Source organism: Trujillonella endophytica (genome assembly GCF_900110555.1).
GTDB classification, from domain to species: Bacteria; Actinomycetota; Actinomycetes; order Mycobacteriales; family Geodermatophilaceae; genus Trujillonella; species Trujillonella endophytica.
On the sequence record NZ_FOEE01000006.1, the window covers coordinates 214,962 to 236,829 of the forward strand.

Sequence of the window (21,868 nt, forward strand, 5' to 3'; positions counted from 1 at the left end):
AACACCGGTCGTTCTCGGTGTGTTCCTCGTTATCAGGACGATACCTGACGCCTCGGCCGGGACACCGACGCCCCGTGCCGATCCACCCCCAACGGGCGGACCGACCACCCCGCGGACGCCAGGTCGGCGATCTCCCGTACGCCGGCCGCGGCCGCTGGGTCGCCCGGGGGGTCGTCGGGGCGACGCCGGCTCAGCACCAGCACGCTGGGACCGGCGCCGGAGACCACCGCGGCGTGCCCGGCCTCCCGCAGCCGGTCCACCAGCGCGATGGTGTCGGGCATCGCCGCCGCGCGCTGACGCTGGTGCAGCCGGTCGTCGGTCGCGGCCAGCAGCAGGGACGGCGCCTGGGTGAGGGCGTGCACGAGGAGCGCCGCCCGGCCGGCGTTGAAGGCGGCGTCGGCGTGCGGAACGGCCTCGGGCAGCAGGCCGCGGGCCACGTGCGTGGCCAGCGTGCCCCCGGGCACGAGCACGACCGGGAGCACCTCGTCGGAGAGGGCGAGCCGGTCGGCGTGCGCCCCGTCGGCCTCCATCCAGGACAGCACCGCTCCCCCGAGCAGGCACGGCGCCACGTTGTCCGGGTGCCCCTCGATCTCGGTCACCAGGCGCAGGACCGCGTCGTCGTCCCGGGTCTCGACGTCCGGGCACAGCGACCAGGCCCCGACGACGCCGGCCACGACGGCGGCGGCCGAGGACCCCATCCCCCGCCCCTGGGGGATGCAGTTCTCGGCGACGATCCGCAGCCCTCGCGGGGACCACCCGAGCTCCGCGCACGCGGCGCGGAAGGCGCGGACCACCAGGTGCGACTCGTCGGTGGGCAGGTCGCCCGCGCCGACGCCGGTGACCTCGACGGCCAGCCCGCCGTCGGCGAGGGCGAACTCGACGACGTCGTGGCAGGCCAGGGCAAGCCCCGCGGAGTCGAAGGCCGGACCGAGGTTGGCGCTGGTCGCCGGCACGCGGACGCGGGCCACCGACCGGTCGAGCACACCCACCGCGGTCAGAGACCCAGCTGGGCGGCGGCCACCGCGGCGTCGACCGGGATCGTCACCGGCGCCGGGGCGCCCGAGATGGCCCACTCCGGGTCCTTGAGCCCGTTGCCGGTGACGGTGCAGACGATCCGCCGGCCCGGCTCGAGCTCGCCGGCGGCCGCAGTCTTGAGCAGGCCGGCGACCGAGGCGGCCGACGCCGGCTCGACGAACACCGCCTCGCTGCGGGCCAGCAGCCGGTAGGCCGCGAGGATCTCCCGGTCGGTGACGGCGTCGATGCGTCCGCCGGACTCGTCGCGGGCGGCCAGCGCCTTGACCCAGGACGCGGGGTTGCCGATCCGGATGGCGGTGGCGATCGTCTGCGGGTTCTCCACCACCGCGCCGTCGACGATGGGCGCGGAGCCGGCGGCCTGGAAGCCCCACATGCGCGGCGTCCGGGACGCGGTCCCGTCCGCCGCGTACTCGCGGTAGCCCTGCCAGTAGGCGGTGATGTTGCCCGCGTTGCCGACCGGCAGGCAGTGGATGTCGGGGGCGTCGCCGAGGACGTCGACGATCTCGAACGCCGCCGTCTTCTGGCCCTCGATGCGGTACTGGTTGACGCTGTTGACCAGGCTTACCGGGTAGTCGATGGCGAGCTTGCTGGCGAGCGCGAGGCAGTCGTCGAAGTTGCCGTCGACCTGCAGCAGCTTCGCGCCGTGCACCAGCGCCTGGGCCAGCTTGCCGAGCGCGATCTTCCCCTGCGGCACGAGCACGGCGCAGACCAGGCCGGCGCGCGCGGCGTAGGCGGCGGCGCTGGCGCTGGTGTTGCCCGTGGAGGCGCAGATGACCGCCCGGGCGCCCTCCTCGACGGCCTTGGTGATGGCCATCGTCATGCCGCGGTCCTTGAAGGAGCCGGTGGGGTTGGCCCCCTCCACCTTCAGGTAGACGTCGCAGCCGGTGCGCCGGGAGATCTCGACGGCGGGGACCAGCGGGGTCGCCCCCTCCTGGAGGGTCACCACCGGCGTGCTGTCGCTGACCGGCAGCCGCGAGCGGTAGGCCTCGATCAGCCCCGGCCAGTACGGGGACACGCCCCCGCGCAGCGTTCCGGTCATGGCACCTTCTCCTGTTCGCTCCCGCTCGGCGGAGCCGCCGTGTACGGAGCCGCTCACAACCCCTCCACCCGCAGCACGCTCGTGACCCCGCGGACCACGTCCATGCCGCGCAGCGCGGCCACGGTCGCCGACAGGGCCGCGTCCGGCGCGCTGTGGGTGACGATGACCAGTGTGGCGGCGTCCCCGTGGCCGTCCTGCCGCACGGTGGCGATGCTGACGCCCTGCCGGGCGAACTCGTGCGCCACGGTCGCCAGCACGCCGGGCCGGTCGGCCACGTCGAGGCTGACGTGGTACCGGGTCGGCGTCTCGGCGATCGGCCGCGCCGGCAGGCCGGCGTAGGGGGTCACGCCGGGGCCGGCGACGCCGGCGACCCGGTTGCGGGCGACCGCCACCAGGTCGCCCAGCACGGCGCTGGCGGTCGGCCCGCCACCGGCACCCTGCCCGTAGAACATCAGCTCGCCGGCGGCCTCGGCCTCCACGAACACGGCGTTGAACGCCCCGCCGACGGCGGCCAGCGGGTGCGTCGTCGGGATCATCGCCGGGTGCACGCGGACGGCCACGGACTCCCCCGCGCCGTCCGGCGCGGCGACCCGCTCGCAGATGGCCAGCAGCTTCACCGTGCAGCCGATCTCGGCGGCCCGGGCGACGTCGGCCGCGGTCACCGCGGAGATGCCCTCGCGGTACACGTCGGCCGCGGTGACCTCGCTGTGGAAGGCCAGCGACGCGAGGATCGCGGCCTTGGCGGCGGCGTCGAAGCCGTCGACGTCGGCGGTCGGGTCGGCCTCGGCGTAGCCCAGCTCCGTGGCCTCGGCCAGCGCCTCGGCGAAGCCGGCGCCGGTCTCGGCCATCCGGGACAGGATGTAGTTGGTGGTGCCGTTGACGATGCCGACCACCCGGCGGAGCTGATCACCGGCCAGCGACTCGCGCAGCGGTCGCAGGATCGGGATCGCGCCGGTCACCGCGGCCTCGTAGTAGAGGTCGACGTCGGCCTTCGCCGCGGCGGCGTGCAGCACGGTGCCGTCCTCGGCCAGCAGCGCCTTGTTCGCGCTGACGACGGACTTGCCGGCGGCGAACGCGGCCAGCAGCAGCGTGCGCGCCGGCTCGATCCCGCCGATGACCTCGACCACGAGGTCCACGTCCTCGCGGGTCACCAGCGCGTGCGCGTCGGTGGTGAGCAGGTGCGGGGGCACGTCGGGGTGCCGGTCGGGACGCCGGACGGCGACCCCGGCCACCTCCACCGGCCGGCCGATGCGGGCGGCGAGCTCGTCGGACTGCTCGTCGAGCAGCCGCAGCACCGCCCCGCCGACGGTGCCGCAGCCCAGCAGCGCGACGCGCAGGGGCGCGGTCACGGCCGCACCTCCGCGCCGACCCGCGAGCCCGTCGACCGGGCTCCGGCGGCGTGCTCTGGGGCCGGCTGGTCGATCGCCGGCGAGGGGGCGGGCAGTCCGGCGAGGACGGCGTCGAGGGCGAACACGTCGGACAGTGTCTGCCGTCGCACGATCTCCGTCGCGACGCCATCCCGGACGGCGACGACCGGGGGCTTGAGCAGGTAGTTGTAGTTGCTGGCCATCGACCAGCAGTAGGCGCCGGTGGCGGCCACCGCGAGCAGGTCCCCGGGCACGACGTCCGAGGGCAGCCAGAGGTCGCGCACGAGCACGTCCCCGCTCTCGCAGTGCTTGCCGACGACCCGGCACAGCGCGGGCGGCGCCGTGGAGGTCCGGTTGGCCAGCACGCAGGTGTAGGCGGCGTCGTAGAGCGCGGTGCGGATGTTGTCGCTCATCCCGCCGTCGACCGAGACGTAGTTGCGCACGGGCGCTCCCCCGCCCGAAGCGCTGCCGGCGCCGAGCCGCACCGGCTTGATCGTGCCGATCTCGTACAGCGTGACCGTGCCCGGACCGGCGATGGCACGGCCCGGCTCGACGGCCAGCCGCGGCACCGGCAGGTCCAGCGCGGCGCACTCGGCGGCCACGACCGTGCGCAGCCGGCGGGCCACGTCGGCCGGGGTCACCGGGTCGTCGTCGGGCAGGTAGGCGATGCCGAACCCGCCGCCGAGGTTGAGCTCCCCCAGCACCTCGCCGGTGGCCTGCGCGATCTGCCCCAGCAGGCCGACGACGCGGTGCGCGGCCGCCTCGAAGCCCGCGGTGTCGAAGATCTGCGAGCCGATGTGGCTGTGCAGGCCGGTCAGGTGCAGCGCCGGCTCGCGGATGATCCGCACGGCGGCGGTGAGCGCGTCGCCGGTGGCCAGGGAGAAGCCGAACTTCTGGTCCTCGTGCGCCGTCGCGATGAACTCGTGGGTGTGCGCCTCGATGCCGACGGTGGTGCGGATCAGCACCGGCACCGGGGAGCCGCCGGCCGCGACCCGGGCGGCCGCCAGCGGCACGAGGCGCTCGATCTCGTCGAAGGAGTCGACGACGACGTGGCCGATGCCCGCGTCGACGGCCAGCCGCAGCTCGACCAGCGACTTGTTGTTGCCGTGCAGCGAGATCCGCTCCGCCGGGAAGCCGGCGGTCAGGGCGACGACGAGCTCGTTGCCGCTGCACGCGTCCAGGTGCAGCCCGTCCTCGGCGATCCAGCGGGCCACCTGACCGCAGAGGAAGGCCTTGGACGCGTAGTGGACGTCGGCGTCCATCCCGTCGCCGCCGAACGCGGTGGCGAAGTCGGCGGCGCGGCCGCGGAAGTCGGCCTCGTCCAGCACGAACAGGGGCGTGCCGTGCTCGCGGGCCAACTGGGTGACCGGCCGGCCGGCCAGGTGCAGCTCGCCGTCGACGCGGGTGGCCGACCGCGGCCACACGTGCGCGTCCAGCGCGCCCAGGTCGGCCGGCGGCTGCCCGGCGGGGGTCGGCTGCTCGAAGCCCCCGTGCAGGGGGCCCGCGGGGTGCGCTCTCACATCCGCTCCGGGGCGGTGACGCCGAGCAGGCCCAGGCCGTTGCGCAGCACGACCGCGGTCGCCGCGCACAGCCACAGCCGCGCCGTGGTCAGCGGGGTCGCCTCCTCGTCGCCGCGCGGGAGCACGCGGCAGACGTCGTAGAAGCGGTGGTAGGTGCCGGCCAGCTCCTCCAGGTAGCGGGCCACCCGGTGCGGGGCGCGCAGCTCGGCGGCCGACGCCACCACCCGGGGGAACTCCCCGATCGCCCGGAGGAGGTCGCCCTCGCGCTGGTGGGCCAGGGCTGCGGTGTCGACGTCGGCCGGGGAGGGCGGATCGAGGGTCGCCGCGAGACCCAGGTCGGCGGCGTTGCGCAGCAGCGATGCGATGCGGGCGTGCGCGTACTGGACGTAGAAGACCGGGTTGTCGTTGGTCTGGCGGGTCCAGGCGTCGAGGTCGAGGTCGATCTGCTGGTCCACCGAGGCGCGGGCGAGGGCGTAGCGGGCAGCGTCCGCGCCGATCGCCTCGACCAGGTCCTCGAGCGTGACGACCGTGCCGGCCCGCTTGCTCATCCGCACCGGCTCGCCGTTGCGCACCAGGTTGACCAGCTGGCCGATCAGGATCTCGAGGTTGGCCTGCGGGTCGTCGCCCATGGCCGCGACCAGCGCCTTGTACCGGCCGACGTAGCCGGTGTGGTCGGCGCCGAGCATGATCACGACCTTGTCGAACCCGCGCTCCCGCTTGTCGAGGTAGTAGGCGCAGTCGGCCGCGAAGTAGGTCGGTTCGCCGTCGCCCTTGACCAGCACCCGGTCCTTGTCGTCGGCGAAGTCCGTCGTGCGCAGCCACACGGCGCCGTCGGCGTCGTAGACGTGGCCCTGCGCGCGCAGCCGGGCGATCGCCTTCTCCAGGGCGCCGCTGTCGTGCAGCGTCTTCTCGGAGAAGTACGTGTCGAACGCGACGCCGAAACCGGCGAGGCTGCGCTTGATCTCGGCGAACATCAGCTCCACGCCGCGCACCCGGAAGCGCTCCTGCTGCTCGTCGGCGGGCAGCTCGAGCACGCCCGGCTCGAGGGCCACCACCTGGGCGGCGATCTCGCCGATGTAGTCCCCGGCGTAGCCCTCCTCCGGGACCGGCCGCCCCAGCGCGGCGGCCTGCAGGCTGCGGGCGAACCGGTCGATCTGCGCGCCCGCGTCGTTGAAGTAGTACTCCCGGCTGACCTCGGCCCCGCTGGCGGTGAGCAGCCGGCCCAGCGCATCGCCGACGGCGGCCCACCGGGTGCCGCCGATGTGCACCGGCCCGGTGGGGTTGGCCGAGACGAACTCGAGGTTGAGCCGCTGCCCGGCGAGGGTCTCGGTGCGGCCGTAGGCCTCGCCCTCGGTGACGGCCCGGACGGCGAGCCGCCCCAGCGCGTCCTTGGCCAGGGTGATGTTGAGGAACCCGGGGCCGGCGACGTCGACCCGGTCCACACCCTCCAGCGCCCGCAGCTCGGCGGCGACGGCCTCGGCCACCTCGCGCGGCGGGCGGCCGGCGGGCTTGGCCAGCCGCATCGCCACGTTGGTCGCGTAGTCGCCGTGCTCGGGGTTCTTGGGGCGCTCGAGGACCAGGTCGTCGGGGACGGCGACGGCGAGCGTGCCGCGCTCGACTGCCGCCCCGACCGCGGTCCGGACGAGGTCGCGCAACTGCTCGGGTGTCACCGCGCGATCGTACGGGGCCGCCCGGGGCGCCCCGGGCGAGGTCCGGGGCGCGCACAGGTTGCCGACCTAGACTCGCTGCCGGGGAGGCGCCGGAGCGCCTCCGGCGGTGCCGGCGGTGCGCGGGCCCCGCGAGGACGAGTTCGAGGAGACGCTGTGCCCAAGGACGGTAAGCCCGACGAGCCCCGGAACGCGCGGGGAGCGTCCGGCCGGGGCAGCTCGGCGTCCTCCGGCCGGGACGGCTCGGCGGCCTCCGGCCGGGGCGGCTCGCGTCCGGCGGGCAAGGGCGGGGCGGGCAAGGGCCCGGCGGCCAAGGGCGGGCGCACCCGGCCGACGGCCAACGTCGTCTCCCCGCAGCGCCCCTGGGGCCTGATCGCCGCCGCGATCGCCGTCGTCGTGTTCGCCGGCGCGGTGCTGACCTACGCGGTGCTGCAGGTCCGCGAGTCCGAGGCCAACGAGGCGGGTGACCCCGGCGACATCGCCGGCGTGCAGACCTACGAGTACGCCGCGGGCCAGGAGCACGTGACGTCCGTCGTGGACTACGCCGAGTCCCCGCCCGTCGGCGGCCCGCACGAGCCCGCGCCGGGCTGGGCGGACTGCACCGGCACGGTCTACGACGTCGACATCCGGCACGAGAACGCCGTGCACAGCCTCGAGCACGGCGCCGTGTGGATCACCTACGACCCCGAGGTCCTCTCCGAGGACGACGTCAGCACGCTCGCCGACCTGGTCGACGGCGAGAACGGCCGGATGATGTCGCCGTACGTCGGTCTCGACGCGCCGATCAGCATCCAGTCGTGGAACCACCAGCTCAAGGTCGACAGCGTCGACGACGAGCGGCTGGAGCAGTTCGCCGACCTGCTCACCCTCAACGGCGACTACTACCCCGAGGTCGGCGCGAGCTGCCAGAACCCCGACTTCATCGCCAGCCCGCGGCTCGCCGCGGAGGACGCCGCCCCGACCGCCGAGGGCGGCGCGGCCGAGACCGAGGCGGCCGCCGGGTGACCGCCGGGGCACCGGCGACGGACACGTCGACCCGGGCGACGCAGGCCGGCGGGGCACCCCCGCGCAGCGGCGCGCTGCGGACCGCGCTGCTCGCGGTCATCGCCGTCGCCCTGCTCGTCATCGGGGGCGCGCTGGCCGTCGCCCTCGGCATCGGCGACGACGAGGCGCCGGCGACCCCGGGGGCCGACTCGGTCGACGCCGGCTTCTCCCGGGACATGTCGATCCACCACGACCAGGGCGTCGAGATGGCCAACCTGGCCCTCGAGCGCAGCACCGACCCCGCGATCCGCGGCCTGGCCTTCGACATCGCCGAGACGCAGAACAACCAGGTCGGGCGGATGCGGGGCTGGCTGGCGCTGTGGGGGCTCACCCCCACCGGCGGCGAGCGGATGGCCTGGATGGCCGACTCCCACACCGGCGGGCACGACATGTCGGGCATGGACGGCGCCCTCATGCCGGGCATGGCCACCGAGGAGGAGCTGGCCGAGCTGCGGACCCTGTCGGGGACGGAGTTCGACGTCCAGTTCCTCCGGCTGATGATCCGCCACCACGAGGGCGGCGCGGGCATGGCGCAGTACGGCGCCGAGCACGCCGACCAGGCCGTCGTCCGCTCGCTTGCCGCCTCCATCGGCGACTCGCAGGCGGCCGAGACCTCGCTGATGGTCGGTCTGCTCAGCGCCCGCGGCGGCACCCCGCTGCCGCCGCCCTGACCGGGACCGCCGTCGGGCCGGCGGGGCACGGCTGGTAACTTCGTCCGTGCCCCGAGCCCCCGTAGCTCAGGGGATAGAGCACTGCCCTCCGGAGGCAGGGGCGCAGGTTCGAATCCTGCCGGGGGCACACATCCGCACAACCGTCGAGCAGGCGTTCCGCCGGCCGGGCTAGCGTCGCCGCCGTGGAGCACACCGAGGTGCAGCGCACCAGCGTCGGAGCCGTCGAACTCGCCTACGAGACCTTCGGCTCGCCCGGGGACACGCCGCTGCTGCTGGTCATGGGCCTGGCGACGCAGATGATCGGCTGGCCGGACGAGTTCTGCCGGGAGCTGGCCGGGCGCGGCCTGCACGTCGTGCGGTTCGACAACCGCGACATCGGGCTCTCGACCCACCTGGACGCCGCCGGTGCCCCCGACGTCACGGCGCTGCTGACCGGCGCCGGGACCGCGCCGTACTCGCTGGCCGACATGGCCGGGGACGCCGCCGGGCTGCTGGACGCCCTCGGCTGGGACAGCGCGCACGTGGTCGGGGCCTCGATGGGCGGGATGATCGCCCAGTCGCTGGCCGTCCGGCACCCGCGCCGGGTGCGCAGCCTCACCTCGATCATGTCCACGACGGGCGACCGCACCGTCGGCAGCCCCGCCGCGGCCGCCCTGGGCGTCCTGCTCGCGCCGCCGGCCCGCAGCCGCGAGGAGGCGCTGGAGCGGGCGGTGGACACCTACCGGGTGATCGGCTCCCCGGGCTTCGAGTTCGACGAGACCGGCCTGCGCGAGCGGGCGGGCCTGTCCTTCGACCGCGCGTACGACCCGGCCGGCGTCGCCCGTCAGCTGGCCGCGGTCCTCACCACCGACGACCGGACGGCGCACCTGGGCGAGATCGCCGTGCCCACGCTCGTCGTCCACGGGGAGTCCGACGCGCTGGTCGACGTCAGCGGCGGCCGGGCGACCGCTGCCGCCGTCCCGGGCGCCGAGCTCTGGGTCGTCGAGGGGATGGGCCACGACCTGCCGCGCGAGGTGTGGCCGGAGCTGGTGGAGCGGATCGCCGCCGTCGTGGCCCGCGGCGAGGCCGCCCGCTGAACGCCGGGGCCGGGGCGGCGACCCCGGCCCCGGCACTCCTCAGCCGGCGACCGGAGCGGCCAGCCGGCGCCCGGCGAACGTGCCCGTCGCGGCCGTCCCCGTCAGCGGGCGCGAGGTCGCCGTCCCCCCGCCGGCGAACGCGCTCGCGGGACGGGGCAGGCCGTAGTGCTCGCGCAGCGTGGAACCCGCGTACTCGCGCCGGAAGAGCCCCCGGTCCTGGAGGATCGGCACGACGCCGTCGACGAACCGCTCGAGCTGCGAGGGCTGCAGCGGCGCCATCACGTTGAAGCCGTCCGCCGCCCCGGCCGTGAACCACTCCTCCAGCGTGTCGGCGACCTGCTCGGGGGTCCCCGTGAACGTGCGGTGCCCCCGGCCGCCACCGAGCCGCGCGATGACCTGCCGCACGGTGAGCCGCTCCCGCCGCCCCAGGTCGGTGACCAGCTCGTAGCGGCTGCGGTTGCCGTTGATCCGGCCCGGATCGGGCAGCTCGAGCTCGGCGAGCGGGCGGTCGAGGTCCGCGTGCCCGAGCGACAGGGTCAGGATCCCCGACAGCTGCGCCAGGCCGTGGTCCCAGACGAGGAGCTCGTCGAGCTCGGCCGCCAGCGCGCGGGCCTCGGCCTCGGTGTCGCCGATCACCGGGACGATGCCGGGCAGGACCTTGACCAGGTCCGGGTCCCGGCCCACCCGGGCCGCCCGGGCCCTGAGGTCGACGGCGAAGGCCCTCGCCTCCTCCAGGGTCTGCCACGCGGTGAACACCGCCTCGGCGTAGCGGGCGGCGAACTCGCGGCCGTCCTCGGACGAGCCGGCCTGGACCAGGACCGGCCGCCCCTGCGGGCTGCGCGGCGTGGTCAGCGGCCCCTGCACGGCGAAGTGCTCGCCGCGGTGGCGGATCTCGTGCACCCGTCCGGTGTCGACGTACTCGCCGGAGGCCGTGTCCGCCACCACGGCGCCGTCCTCCCAGCTGTCCCACAGCGCGACGGCGACGTCGACGTGCTCGGCGGCCCGCCGGTAGCGCGCGGCGTGCTCGTGGTGCCGGTCCAGGTCGAAGTTGCGGGCCTCGGGCTCGCTGCCGGAGGTCACGATGTTCCAGCCCGCCCGCCCGCCGGACAGGTGGTCGAGGGAGGCGAAGGCGCGGGCCACGGTGAACGGGTGGGTGAACGACGTCGACACCGTGGCGATGAGGCCGATCCGCTCGGTGTGCGTGGCCACCGCGTTCAGGATCGCCAGCGGGTCGAGACCGCCCTGGGTGTTGTGCCGGACCGCGGCGCCCACGGCCAGGCCGTCGGCGAAGAAGATCGAGTCCAGCTTTCCGCGCTCGGCCGTCCGGGCCAGGTCGATGAAGTGCCGGGCCGAGCGCCCCGCGTGCGGGTCGGACAGCGGATGCCGCCAGGCGGCCTCGTGGTGGCCCACGTTCATGAGGAACGCGTTGAGGTGCAGTTGCCGGGTCATGGGGACGCTCCTGCGTCGGGCTCGCATCGCGAGCGGGGTCAGTGGGAGAGGTCGGCGCGCCAGCGCGACGCGCGGCGCTCGAGGGAGACGAGGACGGCGTTGAACAGCAGCCCGATCGCGGAGATCGTCAGGATCCCGGCGTACATCTCGGGGATGAGGAAGTTCATCTGGGCGTAGGTGACGAGGTAGCCCAGGCCGGCCCGGGCCCCCACCATCTCGGCCGCGATGAGCACGAGGATCGACGACGCCCCGGCCATCCGGATGCCGGTGAAGATCGACGGCACCGCCGCCGGCAGCACCACCTTCTGGAACACCCGCAGTTCCCCGAACCCGAGGCTGCGGGCCGACTTCACCAGCAGGTGGTCGACGCTGCCGACCCCGCTCACGGTGTTGAGCAGGACGGGGAAGAAGCAGGCGTAGACGACGATGGCGATCTTCGACGTCTCGCCGATGCCGAGCAGGACGGTGAACACCGGCAGCAGGGCCAGGGCCGCCGTGTTGCGGAACACCTCCAGCAGCGGCTCGAGGAAGTCCCGCACCGGCCGGTACCAGGCGACGAGCAGGCCGATCGGGACGGCGAGGCCGACCGCGAGGACGAACCCGGTCAGGGCCCGCTGGAGGCTGGCGGAGGTGTTGCTCCACAACTGCCCGTTGCCGGCCAGCTCGCGCCAGGCCGTGAGCACCTCCCCCAGCGGCGGGATGAGCGCGCGGTCCACCCAGCCCAGCGAGGGGGCGATCTGCCACAGCAGCAGGAACAGCGCGATCGCGGTCGACCGGAGCAGCAGCCGCCGCAGGGCGCGGCCCGCCGCCCGGGCCCGCCGGGGGGTGGGACGGACGCCGACCGCTGCGACGGACGGCAGGGGCGGGCGCTCGAGGAGTCCGGGACTAGCCAACGCCGACCACCTCCCGCAGCGGCTCGGCCGGTCGCTCCGCCGGCGCGTCCGCGGCCACCGGAGGGGCCTCCTCCTGCAGCAGCTCCCACACCTGGTGACGCAGGCGGGCGAACTCCGGATCGGACCGGACGTCGCCCTGCCGGCGGTGCATGGGCAGCGGAACGTCGAGCACGGCGGTGATCCGGCCGGGGCGCGCCGTCATCACCGCGACCCGCTGGCCCAGCAGCACCGCCTCGTCGATGCCGTGGGTGATGAACACGACCGTCTTGCCGGTGCGGTCCCAGATCCGCAGCAGCTCGCCCTGCAGCGTCTCGCGGGTCTGGGCGTCCAGGGCGGCGAACGGCTCGTCCATGAGCAGGACCTCCGGGTCGAACGCCAGGCTGCGGGCGATGGCCACCCGCTGGCGCATGCCCCCCGAGAGCTGGTGCGGATAGCGGTCCTCCGCGCCGGTGAGGCCGACCAGCTCCAGGTACTCCCGGGCCACCGCCCGCCGCTGCCGGCGCGGCAGGCGCGTGGCCTCCAGCCCGAGCTCCACGTTGGCCAGCGCGGTGCGCCACGGGAGCAGGGCGTACTGCTGGAACACCAGCCCCCGGTCCAGGCCCGGCCCGGTGATCGGGCGGCCGCCGACCGTGATGGACCCCGAGGTCGGCCGGGTGAACCCGCCGACGAGGTCGAGCAGGGTCGACTTGCCGCAGCCGCTGGGCCCGACGAGGGCCACGAACTCCCCCGCGGCGACGTCGAGGTCCACGCCGGCGAGCGCGGCGAAGGGTGCGGCGCCGCCGCGGGACGGGAACTCCTTGCCGACTCCCTCGAGCCGGATGCCGGCGCTCACGCGTCGCCGTCTGTGGCGTAGGGGTTGTACTCGTTGGTGTAGATCGAGCCGGGATCGAGCCCGCCCTCGTCGAGCGCGCCGGTCCGCTCCAGCCACGCCGACCACCGGGTGAAGTCGGTGTCCTCGATGACCCCGCCCTCGGTGGCCACGCCGGTGCTGCGCCAGTACTGGAGGCTGTCGGTGCTCTCGTTGCGGTTCCGCTGCTCGATGATCGTGGTGTAGGTCGCGATGATCTCGTCGTGCGGCGTCGTCCTCGTCCACTCGATCGCCCGGGCGACCCCGTCGACGAAGGCCTCGACGGCCTCGGGGTACTCGGCGATGAAGTCGTCGCGGAACACGTAGGTGCCCGCGTTGAAGTCACCGAAGATCTCGGAGTCGGTGAACAGCGCCCGGACCCCACCGGTGGCCAGCGTCTGGTCGCGGAACTGACCGGACAGCGCCGCGACGTCGATCTGGCCGTGCCGCAGGGCGGAGTCGATGTTGGGCGGTGGCAGCGGCACCAGCTGGACCTGCTGGACCTCCTCCCAGCTCAGCCCCTCCTCCAGCAGCCAGGTGTCGATGACCGCCTCGTTGTGGCCGCCGAGGGTGTTCACCCCGACCTTCTTGCCGATGAGGTCGCGGGCGTCGGCGATCGGGCTGTCCTCGAGGACGTAGAAGCCGTTGTAGGCGTCCGCGTCGGAGCCGTAGTAGGCCACCACCGCGGTGACGGGGGCACCGGAGGTGGCGAGCTTCGCCACCGCGCCGTCGAAGGCGCCGCCGAACTCCACGGCGCCGCTGGCCGCGGCCTGGATGTCCTGCGGGCCGCTGGTGGTGTTACCGGCCCACTCCAGGCCGACCCCCTCCAGGTAGCCGAGGTGCTCGGCGAGCTCCGGGAGGGTCACCTGGTTGGCCCACCCCTGGTACCGCAGGGTGACGGTGCCGTCGGCGGCGGTCCGGACCTCGTCGCTGCTCCCGCACGCGGTGGCTCCGACGAGGACCGTGGCGGCCGCGAGCGCGGCGAGGACGGGTCTGGCACGCATCGTGTCGTCTCTCCTTGGTTCGGTTCGGTGGTGGCTCAGGCGGCGCGGGCGTAGTCCGACGCGTCGCCCCGGCGGGCGATCGAGGGCTGCCCGTCGACGCCCACGGGCAGGTCGCCGGCGACGGTCACCCGGCGCAACCGGCGGTCCGCCGAGCCGTAGTCGTCGACGGCGTAGTGCTGGGTGGCGCGGTTGTCGAACACGGCGACGTCGCCCGGGCGCCACGACCAGCGGACCAGGTTCTCCGGCCGGGTGATGCGGTCCTGCAGCAGCGGGAACAGAGCGGCGAAGTCGCGCGCGCCGAGGCCGACGAAGGAGCGGACGAAGCCGCCGAGCAGCAGCGTCCGCTCACCGGTCTCGGGGTGGACCCGCACGACCGGGTGCTCGGTCTCGAAGACCTCGGCCACGAACTGCTGGAAGTGCTGCCGCTCGGCGCTGCCCTCGGGCGGGACGGGCCGCGCGTAGTCGTGGGCGTTGGTGTGCACCGCGCGGAGCCGGTCGGCCAGCGCCTTCAGCGGCTCGGGGAGCCGTGCGTACGCCTGGGTGGTGTCGGCCCAGACGGTGTCCCCGCCGGCGTCGGGCAGCGTGACGGCCCGGAGGAGGGAGAAGGCCGGCGGGCGGTCGACGAACGTGACGTCGGTGTGCCACTGGTTGGCCCGGGAGGCGGAGCCGTCGACGGGCAGCACGGTGCCGGTGTCGTCGCCCGCGGGAACGGTCGGGTGGGCGCCGGTGAGCCTGCCGAGCAGCCGGGCGAACCCGATCTGGCCGTCCTCGTCGAGGTGGTGCTGGTCGCGGAAGAAGACGACCTTGCGCTCCAGCAGCGTCTGCCGGATGCGGGTGACCGCCTCGGCCGGCAGGTCCGGGCCGAGGCGGACGCCGGAGATCTCGGCGCCGACGGTGCCGGTGACGGGGTGGACGGTGGCGGCGGACGGGGTGTCGAGCAGTGTCATGGCGGACTCCTGGAGGGGGGTGGGCGGGCGGAGGAGCGCACGCGGCACCTGCGCGCGCCCCGGACGGGGGCGTGCGCCGACGCCGCGCCACCCGCAGGCGGGCGTGCGGGTCACCGCCTCACCCGGGACGGGCGCGCGGGAACTCCGCCGCACCCGGAGGCGGGTGTGCGGGGACGGCGACGACGGCGGACGGGAGGTCCGCCGGGTCACCGGGAACGGGACGCACGGGGTGCGCACCGGGGAGGAGCGCGGCCCGCCCCGGAGACGTCGCCCTCGGCGGGCGTCTCAGGAGGACAGCGGGACCGCGCAGGCGCGGGAGCGCCTCAGCCGGGACCTGTCAGCAACAGCGACAGAGGGCACCGGCGTAGCGGACGAGGTCCAGGTGGGGACGCCCCACCAGCAGGACCGTGTCGCCGCATCGCATAAACCACACTAAATCGATGGACTTAGTACAGTCAAGGGGTACGAGGCGATCAGCTGGTGAGCAGGCCACCCTCGACCGGCAGGGTCGTGCCGGTCACGTAGCCGCCGGCCGCGCTGACCAGGAAGACCAGCGCCGCCGCCAGTTCCATCGGATCGCCGGGCCGGCCGACGAGGACCCGCCCCAGCTGCTGCGCGATGTACCCCTCGGGGTACTGGTCGGTCATCTCCGAGTCGAAGAAGCCCGGGGCCAGCGCGTTGACCCGGATGCCCTTGCGGCCGGTCCACTGCTGCGCGAGGTCACGGGTCAGCCCGATGAGACCTGCCTTGCTTGCGGCGTAGGCCGCCTGCGGCAGCCCGGCCGTGGTCAGCCCCAGGATGCTGGAGATGTTGACGATCGAGCTGCCCGGCTGCATCACGCGGGCACAGGCCTGCGCCATCCAGTAGCAGCCGTTGAGGTTCACGTCGATGACGGACCGGAACTGCTCGGGGGTCTCCCGGGTCGCCGGGACGGCGGTGCCGACGCCGGCGTTGTTGACCAGGACGTCGACGCGGCCGAACTCGGCCATGGTCGCCTCCACCAGGGCCTGGCAGTCCTCGGGCCGGGCGACGTCGGTCCGCACCGTGATCGCCCGGCGGCCGGCCGCCTCGACCGCCTCGCGGGTCGCCACCAGGCGGTCCTCCCGCCGCGCGCCGAGGGCGACGTCCGCGCCGGCCTGGGCGAGGGCCTGCGCGAAGACCACGCCGAGCCCGGACGACGCCCCCGTCACGATCGCCACCTTGCCGTCGAGCCGGAACATGTCCAGGACGCCCTTGTCCGCCACGGATCTCCCCTGTCGTCGATGTGACGGCCACGCTATCGGCGGCTCGCCGGGCGCTCGCGCCGGGCGGCCGGCGGCGGCGTCGTCAGCTGTCGGTGCAGTGGCATCGGGGTCGTCCCCCGGCCGTCACCGTCCCGACACCTGGGCCGCCCACGCTCATCCCGTGAGCCCGACCCTCCTCGCTCCCACCGCCGCCCGCCCCGCCGTCTCCCCGCTCCGCTGGGCCCGCACCGCCGCCGTGCTGGCCGGTGCCGGACTCCGGCCCGGCAGCTCGCGCCGCGGCGCGGTCTGCGGCGCCGCCCGCCTGCTGACCGCGCTCGGTGTCCGGGTGCGCGTCCACGCGCCACTGCTCGCCTGGCCCCGCGCCCGCTCCGGCACCCCCGGCCTGCTGGTGGTCGCCGACTCCGGCTCCGACCTGGCGCACCTGGCGCTGGTGACCGCCGTCGCCGGGCCGGTGGCGCTGCCCTCGGGCCGGCGCGGCCGGTTCACCTCCGCCCTACGGCTGCCCACGGTGCCGGCGACGGCGGACGCGATCGCCGCCGTGCTGCGCGCCGGTACGACGGTCACCGTGCGCCCCGGTCCGGACGGCCGCTTCGCCCCCGCCGGTTTCGCGGCCGCGGCCGAGACCGGCGCCGCGGTGTGCCCGGTCGCCGTCCGCAGCCGCCGCGACGCCACGGCTGCCGCCGGCGCCCCCGGCACGGTCGTGGAGCTGTACCTGCTGCCCGAGGTCGCCGGTGCGGCCGGCGACGCCGCCGCCCTGGCCGACGGGGCCCGGCGCGCGCTGGCCGCCGTCCCCGACGGCCTCGCTACTCGCTGACCCGCCCCTCGCGGACGTCGAGCCGGCGGGTGGTCCGGACGGTCTCCAGCATCCGGCGGTCGTGCGTGACCAGCAGCAGGGTGCCGCGGTAGGCGGCCAGCGCCTGCTCCAGCTGCTCGATGGCCGGCAGGTCCAGGTGGTTGGTCGGCTCGTCGAGCACGAGGACGTTGACCCCGCGAGCCTGCAGCAGGGCCAGTCCGGCGCGGGTGCGCTCGCCCGGCGACAGGGTCTCGGCCGGCCGCGTCACGTGGTCGGCCACCAGCCCGAACTTCGCCAGCAGGGTGCGCACCTCGGCGGTCGGCTGGTCGGGCACCTCGGCGGAGAAGACGTCGAACAGCGGCTCCGGCCCGAGGAACCGCCCGCGGGCCTGGTCGATCTCCCCGATCCGCACGGCCGGGCCCAGGCTGCCGCTGCCCTCGTCGAGCGGCGTCCGGCCGAGCAGCGCCGCCAGCAGCGTCGTCTTCCCGGAGCCGTTCGGCCCGGTGATCGCCACCTTGTCGCCCCAGTCGACCTGGAGATCCACCGGCCCGAGCGTGAAGTTCCCCCGCCGGACGACGGCGCCGCGCAGCGTGGCCACGACCGCCCCGGCCCGGGGCGCCGCCGCGATCTCCATCCGCAGCTCCCACTCCTTGCGGGGTTCCTCGACGACCTCGAGCCGCTCGATCCGCCGCTCGGTCTGCTTGGCCTTCGCGCCCTGCTTCTCCGCCGTCGACCGGGCGTGCGCGGTGACGTGCTTGTCCGGGTCCTTCTTCTTCTTGATCGAGTCGCGCACGCCCTTGGCCAGCCAGTTGCGCTGCATCCGCGCCCGGGCCTCGAGCTCGGCCTTGGTGCCGGCGAACTCCTCGTACTCCTCGCGCGCGTGCCGGCGCGCCACCTCCCGCTCGACCAGGTAGCTGTCGTAGCCGCCGTCGTGCACCCGCACGAGCTGCTGCGCCAGGTCCAGCTCGACCACCCGGGTGACGGTGCGGGCCAGGAACTCGCGGTCGTGGCTGACCAGCACCACCCCGGTGCGCGCGTCGGTGACGAAGCGCTCCAGCTGGTCGAGCCCGGCCATGTCCAGGTCGTTGGTCGGCTCGTCGAGGAGCAGGACGTCGTACCGGGAGAGCAGCAGGGCGGCCAGCCCGACCCGCGCGGCCTGCCCGCCCGACAGCCCGGCCGTCGGCGCGTCCAGCGCGACGCCGGGAGCCACCTCCGCGACGACCTGCTCGGCGCGCTCCTCGAGGTCGGCGCCGCCGAGGGCCAGCCACCGCTCCAGCGTCTCGGCGTACTCGTCGTCGGCACCGGGCGCGCCCTCGGTCAGCCGCTCCGTGGCCGCTTCCATCGCGGCCAGCGCGGCGGCCACCCCGGTCCGCCGGGCGACCAGCCCCGCGACGGTCTCGCCGGCCCGCCGCTCGGTCTCCTGCGGCAGGTGCCCGACGGTCGCGTGCGGGGGGCTCAGCGTGATGCCGCCGGCCTCCGCGGGCAGCTCACCGGCGAGGATCCGCAGCAGGGTCGACTTGCCGGCACCGTTGACCCCGACCAGTCCGACGACGTCCCCCGGGGCGACGACGAGGTCCAGTCCGGAGAACAGCACGCGGGCGCCGTGGCCGGCGGCCAGCTCCCGGGCGACGAGGGTGGCACTCACGGGGGTCCAGCCTGCCAGTCCGGTTCAGAAGGGCTCGTCGGGCGTCTCGTCGGGGGTCTCGTCGTCGGCCCCCGGGTCGCCCTCGAGGTCGTCCTCGACGGCGTCGACGGCGTCCTCCCCGGGCCGGCGACGACGCAGCAACCACGGCTGCAGGTGGTCGTAGCCGCGCACCGACACCCGGCGCAGCGGCCGCACGCGGAGGCCCGGGAGCTCCCGCACCCGGGAGGCCAGCTCCCGGTCGAGCAGGACCGTGCCCGGCCGGGCCAGCGACGTCAGCCGGCTGGCCAGGTTCACCACCGGCGAGTAGACGTCGCCCAGGTGGGTCAGCACCGTCCCGTACGCCGCGCCGACCCGCAGCGGCGGGCGGTCCGCGGCCTCCCACGCCTCCGGCAGCTCCAGGGCGATCCGGGCCGCGGCCTCCGCGGTCGCGGCGGTGAACAGCACGCCGTCCCCCACCGTCTTGACCACCCGCCCGGCCCGCCGGGCGACCACCTCGGCGGCGATCGACTCGAAGTCCTCGATCATCGCCCCGAGCTCGCGCCCGCCCATCCCGCGGCTGCGGGAGGTGTAGCCGACCAGGTCGGCGAACCCGACGGCGAGCTCCCGGCGGTCCCCGGTGCCCGGACCGGCGAGCAGCCGGTCGGCGTTGGCGGCCAGGTGCCGGCGCCACACGTAGTCCTGCACCGCCCGCAGCACCGGCAGCAGCCGCTGCACGCTGTCGACGGCGCGCGCCGGGTCCAGCCGCTCCTCCGGGTCCCCGGCGCCGCGGATGAGCACCTCGGCGAGCAGGTCGGCCTGCCAGTCGGCCAGCCGGGCCAGCGCCTGTGCCAGGGCACGGGCGATGGAGGCCTCGGTGTTCTCGTCGACGAACCCCGCGTCGATCAGGGAGGACAGCAGGCCGAGGGCGTGCACGTCGGCGTCGGTGAAGACGGCGTCGTCGTCGGCGACGTCGGGGAACCCGAGCGCCCGCCACAGCCGCTGGGTGCGCGCCGGGGGCATCCCGGCCATCCGCGCCACCTCGTGCCGGGTCCAGCGCCGCGGCCCCCCGAGCAGCAGCCGCTCGAGCGCGTCGCGGGCCTCGGCTCCCGACTCCTCCACCGGGCGACCGCCGCGGCTCAGCCGGTGGTGTGGACGACGAGGACGTCGCAGGCCGACCGGCGCGTCGCGTCCGCCGGCACCGAGCCCAGCAGCCGGCCCTTGATGCTGTTCAGGCCCCGGTTGCCGACGACCAGCAGGTCGGCCTGCTCCCGCCGCACGACGTCGAGCAGCACCTCCACGGGGGAACCGGCCACCGCCAGCGACCGCACCGCACCGGCGCCGGCCGCCGCGGCCCGCTCGACCGCCGTCCGCACGGTCTCCTCCGCCGGCGAGGAGCCGACGACCTGGTAGGCCTCGTCGCCGAGCACGTCCTGGGCCCGGGAGAGCTCGCGCTCGTCGGTCCCGGTCGGCAGGAAGGCGCAGGCGACCACCAGCGTCGCGCCGCAGGCACCGGCCAGCGCCCCGGCCCGCGCGACCGCCCGCAGCGAGGACTCCGACCCGTCCGTGCCGACGACCACGGTGCGATAGGCACTCACGTCAGCCAACTCCCGATCTCTCGACTCGTCGCCGGACTGTAGGTGACCGGCGCCCCTCCCGCTCCCGGGTGCAACGAGGCCGGCCGCGGCGGGACACGGGTGAACGGTCGGTGAACGTGCCGGTCGGCGGGCCCCCGGTGCGGTTGGATGGCCGGGACAGCTCCGATCCCCCCAGGAGGGCGTCATCGCCACCGGCACGACCGTCAGCGCGGACCGCCGCGAATCCGTCCGCGTCGAGGTCACCGGCCTCACCAAGACCTTCGGCGCGGTCCGGGCCGTCGACGACCTGAGCTTCACCGTCGAGCCGGGCTCGGTCACCGGCTTCCTGGGGCCCAACGGCGCCGGGAAGACGACGACCCTGCGGATGGCCCTCGGCCTGCTCGTCGCCGACAGCGGCGGGGCCACCTTCAACGGGCGCCCCTACCGCGACCTGCCCGAGCCGACCCGCACGGTGGGTGCGGTGCTCGAGACCGCCTTCCACCCGGCGCGCTCGGGCCGCAACCACCTGCGCGTCTACTGCCGCGCCGCCGGCTACCCGATCGCGCGCGCCGACGAGGTGCTGCAGCAGGTCGGCCTCGCCGACGCCGGTGACCGGCGCGCCGGCGGCTACTCCCTCGGCATGCGACAGCGGCTGGCCCTGGCCACCGCGCTGCTCGGCGACCCGTCGGTGCTGGTGCTCGACGAACCGGCCAACGGCCTGGACCCCGAGGGGATCCAGTGGCTGCGCGGGTTCCTGCGCCACCTCGCCCACACCGAGGGGCGGACCGTGCTGGTGTCCAGCCACCTCCTGGCCGAGGTCGAGCAGACCGTGGACCGGGTGGTCATCGTGGGTGCCGGCCGGCTGGTCCGCGAGGGCTCGATCGCCGAGCTGCGGGCCGGGGCCGAGGGCGCCGGCAGCGTCGTCGTCCGCAGCCCGGAGGCCGGCCGCCTCGCCGGCCTGCTCCAGGGGCTCGGCCGGCACGTGGAACTCGAGGACGCGAGCCGGCTCGTGGTCACCGGCACGACGACCGAGGAGGTCGGCGCCACCGCCTTCGCGGCCGGGGTCGAACTGCACGAGCTGGCCTCCCGCAGCAGCGGCCTCGAGCAGATCTACTTCCAGCTGACCAGCGGCACCGAGCAGTACGCCGCCGCCCCCGCGGGGAGCGCCACCCTGCAGGAGGTCTCCCGATGAGCGCGCTGGTCCGGTCCGAGTGGACCAAGCTCTTCACCACGAAGACGTGGCTCGGCCTCCTCCTCGGCGCCTGCGCGCTCGCCGGTGGTTTCGCGGCGCTCTTCACCGGCCTGGCCGGTGAGGACGAGGGGCTGCCGGCCCTCGACGACCCGGTGTACGCGGAGCTCGTCTTCTCCGTCGCGGCCAACGCCAGCGTGTTCCTGCTGATCCTGGGCATCATCGGGATGACCCAGGAGTACCGGCACCGGACGGCGACGCCGACGTTCCTCACCACCCCCCGCCGCGGCCGGGTGATCGCCGCCAAGGTGCTCGCCTACGCGCTGGTCGCGGTGCCGATGGCGCTGCTGGTCCTGGCGGTGACGGTCGTCGTCGTCCAGATCTACGCCGGGGCGCGGGGCGACGCGCCCCCGCTGAACGCCGACAACCTGCAGACCCTGGCCGCCTCGGGGCTGGTCCTGGTGGTGTTCACGGTGATCGGCGTCGGCGTCGGCGCCCTGGTGCGCAACCAGGTCGGGGCCATCGTCGGCGCGCTGGTCTACCTCAACGTGATCGAGCCGATCGTCGCCTCGATCGGCGCCATCTCCGGCGCCTACAAGTGGCTGCCCGGCGGGGCCGTGCAGGCCATCACCTCCGACTTCGAGGCCCCCGACCTGCTCGAGCCGTGGCAGGGCGCGATCCTGCTCCTGGCCTACGGGCTCGTCGCGGCGCTCGTGGGCACGGCGCTGGCCTCCCGCCGCGACGTCCTCTGAGCAGGGACGCCGTCCGCCCGGCCACCCGCGCGGTGACCCCGGCCACGGCGGCGTCCCAGCGGCCCCGGCCGCCCCGGCCCTTCTGACACCGGCCGGTCCGGCGCACCCTTCGGGCGTAGAGTCGGACACTGGT

General features: G+C 75.2%; 21 protein-coding genes and 1 tRNA gene. 7 read left to right on the plus strand and 15 right to left on the minus strand.

The genetic code is table 11. The annotated features are described in order from the left end of the window. Nucleotides 1-32 precede the first annotated feature (32 nt). From thrB to argS, 5 genes are read right to left on the minus strand one after another with little or no spacing between them, the layout of a single operon-like run. Entirely contained in the window at nucleotides 33-989 is a 957-nt protein-coding gene (gene thrB / locus BMY88_RS11640; RefSeq protein ID WP_091943268.1) for a homoserine kinase, read from the minus strand. A 5-nt stretch (nucleotides 990-994) separates the two neighbouring features. Then, nucleotides 995-2,074, minus strand: a complete 1,080-nt coding sequence (gene thrC / locus BMY88_RS11645) for a threonine synthase (protein WP_211435606.1) — start codon at nucleotides 2,072-2,074, stop codon at nucleotides 995-997. A gap of 53 nt (nucleotides 2,075-2,127) precedes the next feature. After that, nucleotides 2,128-3,423 carry a homoserine dehydrogenase gene (locus tag BMY88_RS11650; protein WP_091943269.1) on the minus strand — a complete coding sequence of 432 codons (1,296 nt, stop codon included), beginning with the start codon at nucleotides 3,421-3,423 and terminating at the stop codon, nucleotides 2,128-2,130. Further along, entirely contained in the window at nucleotides 3,420-4,961 is a 1,542-nt protein-coding gene (lysA, locus tag BMY88_RS11655; RefSeq protein WP_091943271.1) for a diaminopimelate decarboxylase, read from the minus strand. The genes BMY88_RS11650 and lysA overlap by 4 nt, the downstream gene beginning before the upstream one ends. Next, nucleotides 4,958-6,631: an arginine--tRNA ligase gene (gene argS, locus BMY88_RS11660; RefSeq protein ID WP_091943273.1), complete on the minus strand. Its 1,674-nt coding sequence runs from the start codon at nucleotides 6,629-6,631 to the stop codon at nucleotides 4,958-4,960. Before argS ends, lysA begins: the two co-directional genes overlap by 4 nt. 153 nt (nucleotides 6,632-6,784) lie before the next feature. Between argS and BMY88_RS11665 the strand changes: the two genes are divergently transcribed. The 4 genes from BMY88_RS11665 to BMY88_RS11680 all read left to right on the plus strand — a co-directional run bounded on the left by BMY88_RS11665 (nucleotide 6,785) and on the right by BMY88_RS11680 (nucleotide 9,419). Continuing rightward, nucleotides 6,785-7,633, plus strand: coding sequence for a thioredoxin-like domain-containing protein (locus BMY88_RS11665; protein WP_091943275.1), 849 nt, complete (start codon nucleotides 6,785-6,787; stop codon nucleotides 7,631-7,633). Then, on the plus strand, nucleotides 7,630-8,343 hold the full coding sequence (locus BMY88_RS11670; protein ID WP_244524613.1) for a DUF305 domain-containing protein: 714 nt from the start codon (nucleotides 7,630-7,632) through the stop codon (nucleotides 8,341-8,343). Before BMY88_RS11665 ends, BMY88_RS11670 begins: the two co-directional genes overlap by 4 nt. A 55-nt stretch (nucleotides 8,344-8,398) precedes the next feature. After that, nucleotides 8,399-8,470: transfer RNA gene (locus BMY88_RS11675), tRNA-Arg, on the plus strand. A 55-nt stretch (nucleotides 8,471-8,525) separates the two neighbouring features. Then, a complete protein-coding gene (locus BMY88_RS11680) occupies nucleotides 8,526-9,419 on the plus strand; it encodes an alpha/beta fold hydrolase (protein WP_211435607.1) in 894 nt (297 codons plus the stop codon). A 39-nt stretch (nucleotides 9,420-9,458) separates the two neighbouring features. On the opposite strand, the gene BMY88_RS11685 is transcribed toward BMY88_RS11680, so the two are convergent. The 7 genes from BMY88_RS11685 to BMY88_RS11710 form a co-directional block, all read right to left on the minus strand. After that, nucleotides 9,459-10,868 carry an LLM class flavin-dependent oxidoreductase gene (locus tag BMY88_RS11685; protein WP_091943277.1) on the minus strand — a complete coding sequence of 470 codons (1,410 nt, stop codon included), beginning with the start codon at nucleotides 10,866-10,868 and terminating at the stop codon, nucleotides 9,459-9,461. A gap of 38 nt (nucleotides 10,869-10,906) precedes the next feature. Beyond that, nucleotides 10,907-11,761: an ABC transporter permease gene (locus BMY88_RS11690; protein ID WP_170861076.1), complete on the minus strand. Its 855-nt coding sequence runs from the start codon at nucleotides 11,759-11,761 to the stop codon at nucleotides 10,907-10,909. Continuing rightward, nucleotides 11,754-12,593: an ABC transporter ATP-binding protein gene (locus tag BMY88_RS11695; RefSeq protein WP_211435608.1), complete on the minus strand. Its 840-nt coding sequence runs from the start codon at nucleotides 12,591-12,593 to the stop codon at nucleotides 11,754-11,756. The genes BMY88_RS11690 and BMY88_RS11695 overlap by 8 nt, the downstream gene beginning before the upstream one ends. Continuing rightward, nucleotides 12,590-13,612, minus strand: coding sequence for an ABC transporter substrate-binding protein (locus tag BMY88_RS11700; protein ID WP_091943279.1), 1,023 nt, complete (start codon nucleotides 13,610-13,612; stop codon nucleotides 12,590-12,592). Before BMY88_RS11700 ends, BMY88_RS11695 begins: the two co-directional genes overlap by 4 nt. A gap of 35 nt (nucleotides 13,613-13,647) precedes the next feature. Then, nucleotides 13,648-14,559 (minus strand): TauD/TfdA dioxygenase family protein, encoded by a 912-nt coding sequence (locus tag BMY88_RS11705; protein WP_091943282.1) that lies wholly within the window; start codon nucleotides 14,557-14,559, stop codon nucleotides 13,648-13,650. Nucleotides 14,560-14,896: 337 nt separating this feature from the next. Then, on the minus strand, nucleotides 14,897-14,983 hold the full coding sequence (locus BMY88_RS24860) for a putative leader peptide (protein ID WP_428978316.1): 87 nt from the start codon (nucleotides 14,981-14,983) through the stop codon (nucleotides 14,897-14,899). Nucleotides 14,984-15,032: 49 nt separating this feature from the next. Further along, the gene (locus BMY88_RS11710; RefSeq protein ID WP_244524614.1) at nucleotides 15,033-15,803 is read right to left on the minus strand and encodes an SDR family NAD(P)-dependent oxidoreductase; all 771 of its coding nucleotides are present in this window, start codon (nucleotides 15,801-15,803) and stop codon (nucleotides 15,033-15,035) included. 160 nt (nucleotides 15,804-15,963) lie between these two features. Here BMY88_RS11710 and BMY88_RS11715 point away from each other — a divergent pair, with 160 nt between their 5' ends. Beyond that, complete coding sequence (locus BMY88_RS11715; RefSeq protein WP_091943284.1) at nucleotides 15,964-16,617, plus strand: hypothetical protein; 654 nt, start codon at nucleotides 15,964-15,966, stop codon at nucleotides 16,615-16,617. Here BMY88_RS11715 and BMY88_RS11720 read toward each other — a convergent pair. From BMY88_RS11720 to BMY88_RS11730, 3 genes are read right to left on the minus strand one after another with little or no spacing between them, the layout of a single operon-like run. Continuing rightward, nucleotides 16,607-18,241, minus strand: coding sequence for an ABC-F family ATP-binding cassette domain-containing protein (locus tag BMY88_RS11720; protein WP_091943286.1), 1,635 nt, complete (start codon nucleotides 18,239-18,241; stop codon nucleotides 16,607-16,609). The two genes, BMY88_RS11715 and BMY88_RS11720, sit on opposite strands and share 11 nt — an antisense overlap. 24 nt (nucleotides 18,242-18,265) lie before the next feature. Beyond that, a complete protein-coding gene (locus BMY88_RS11725) occupies nucleotides 18,266-19,339 on the minus strand; it encodes an adenylate/guanylate cyclase domain-containing protein (protein WP_244524615.1) in 1,074 nt (357 codons plus the stop codon). A 17-nt stretch (nucleotides 19,340-19,356) separates the two neighbouring features. Beyond that, entirely contained in the window at nucleotides 19,357-19,815 is a 459-nt protein-coding gene (locus BMY88_RS11730; protein WP_091943288.1) for a universal stress protein, read from the minus strand. A gap of 325 nt (nucleotides 19,816-20,140) precedes the next feature. Between BMY88_RS11730 and BMY88_RS11735 the strand changes: the two genes are divergently transcribed. Together BMY88_RS11735 and BMY88_RS11740 are read left to right on the plus strand one after the other, a co-directional pair. Continuing rightward, entirely contained in the window at nucleotides 20,141-20,986 is an 846-nt protein-coding gene (locus BMY88_RS11735; protein WP_428978317.1) for an ATP-binding cassette domain-containing protein, read from the plus strand. Beyond that, nucleotides 20,983-21,735, plus strand: a complete 753-nt coding sequence (locus BMY88_RS11740; protein WP_091943292.1) for an ABC transporter permease — start codon at nucleotides 20,983-20,985, stop codon at nucleotides 21,733-21,735. The genes BMY88_RS11735 and BMY88_RS11740 overlap by 4 nt, the downstream gene beginning before the upstream one ends. The last annotated feature ends 133 nt before the right edge of the window (nucleotides 21,736-21,868 follow it).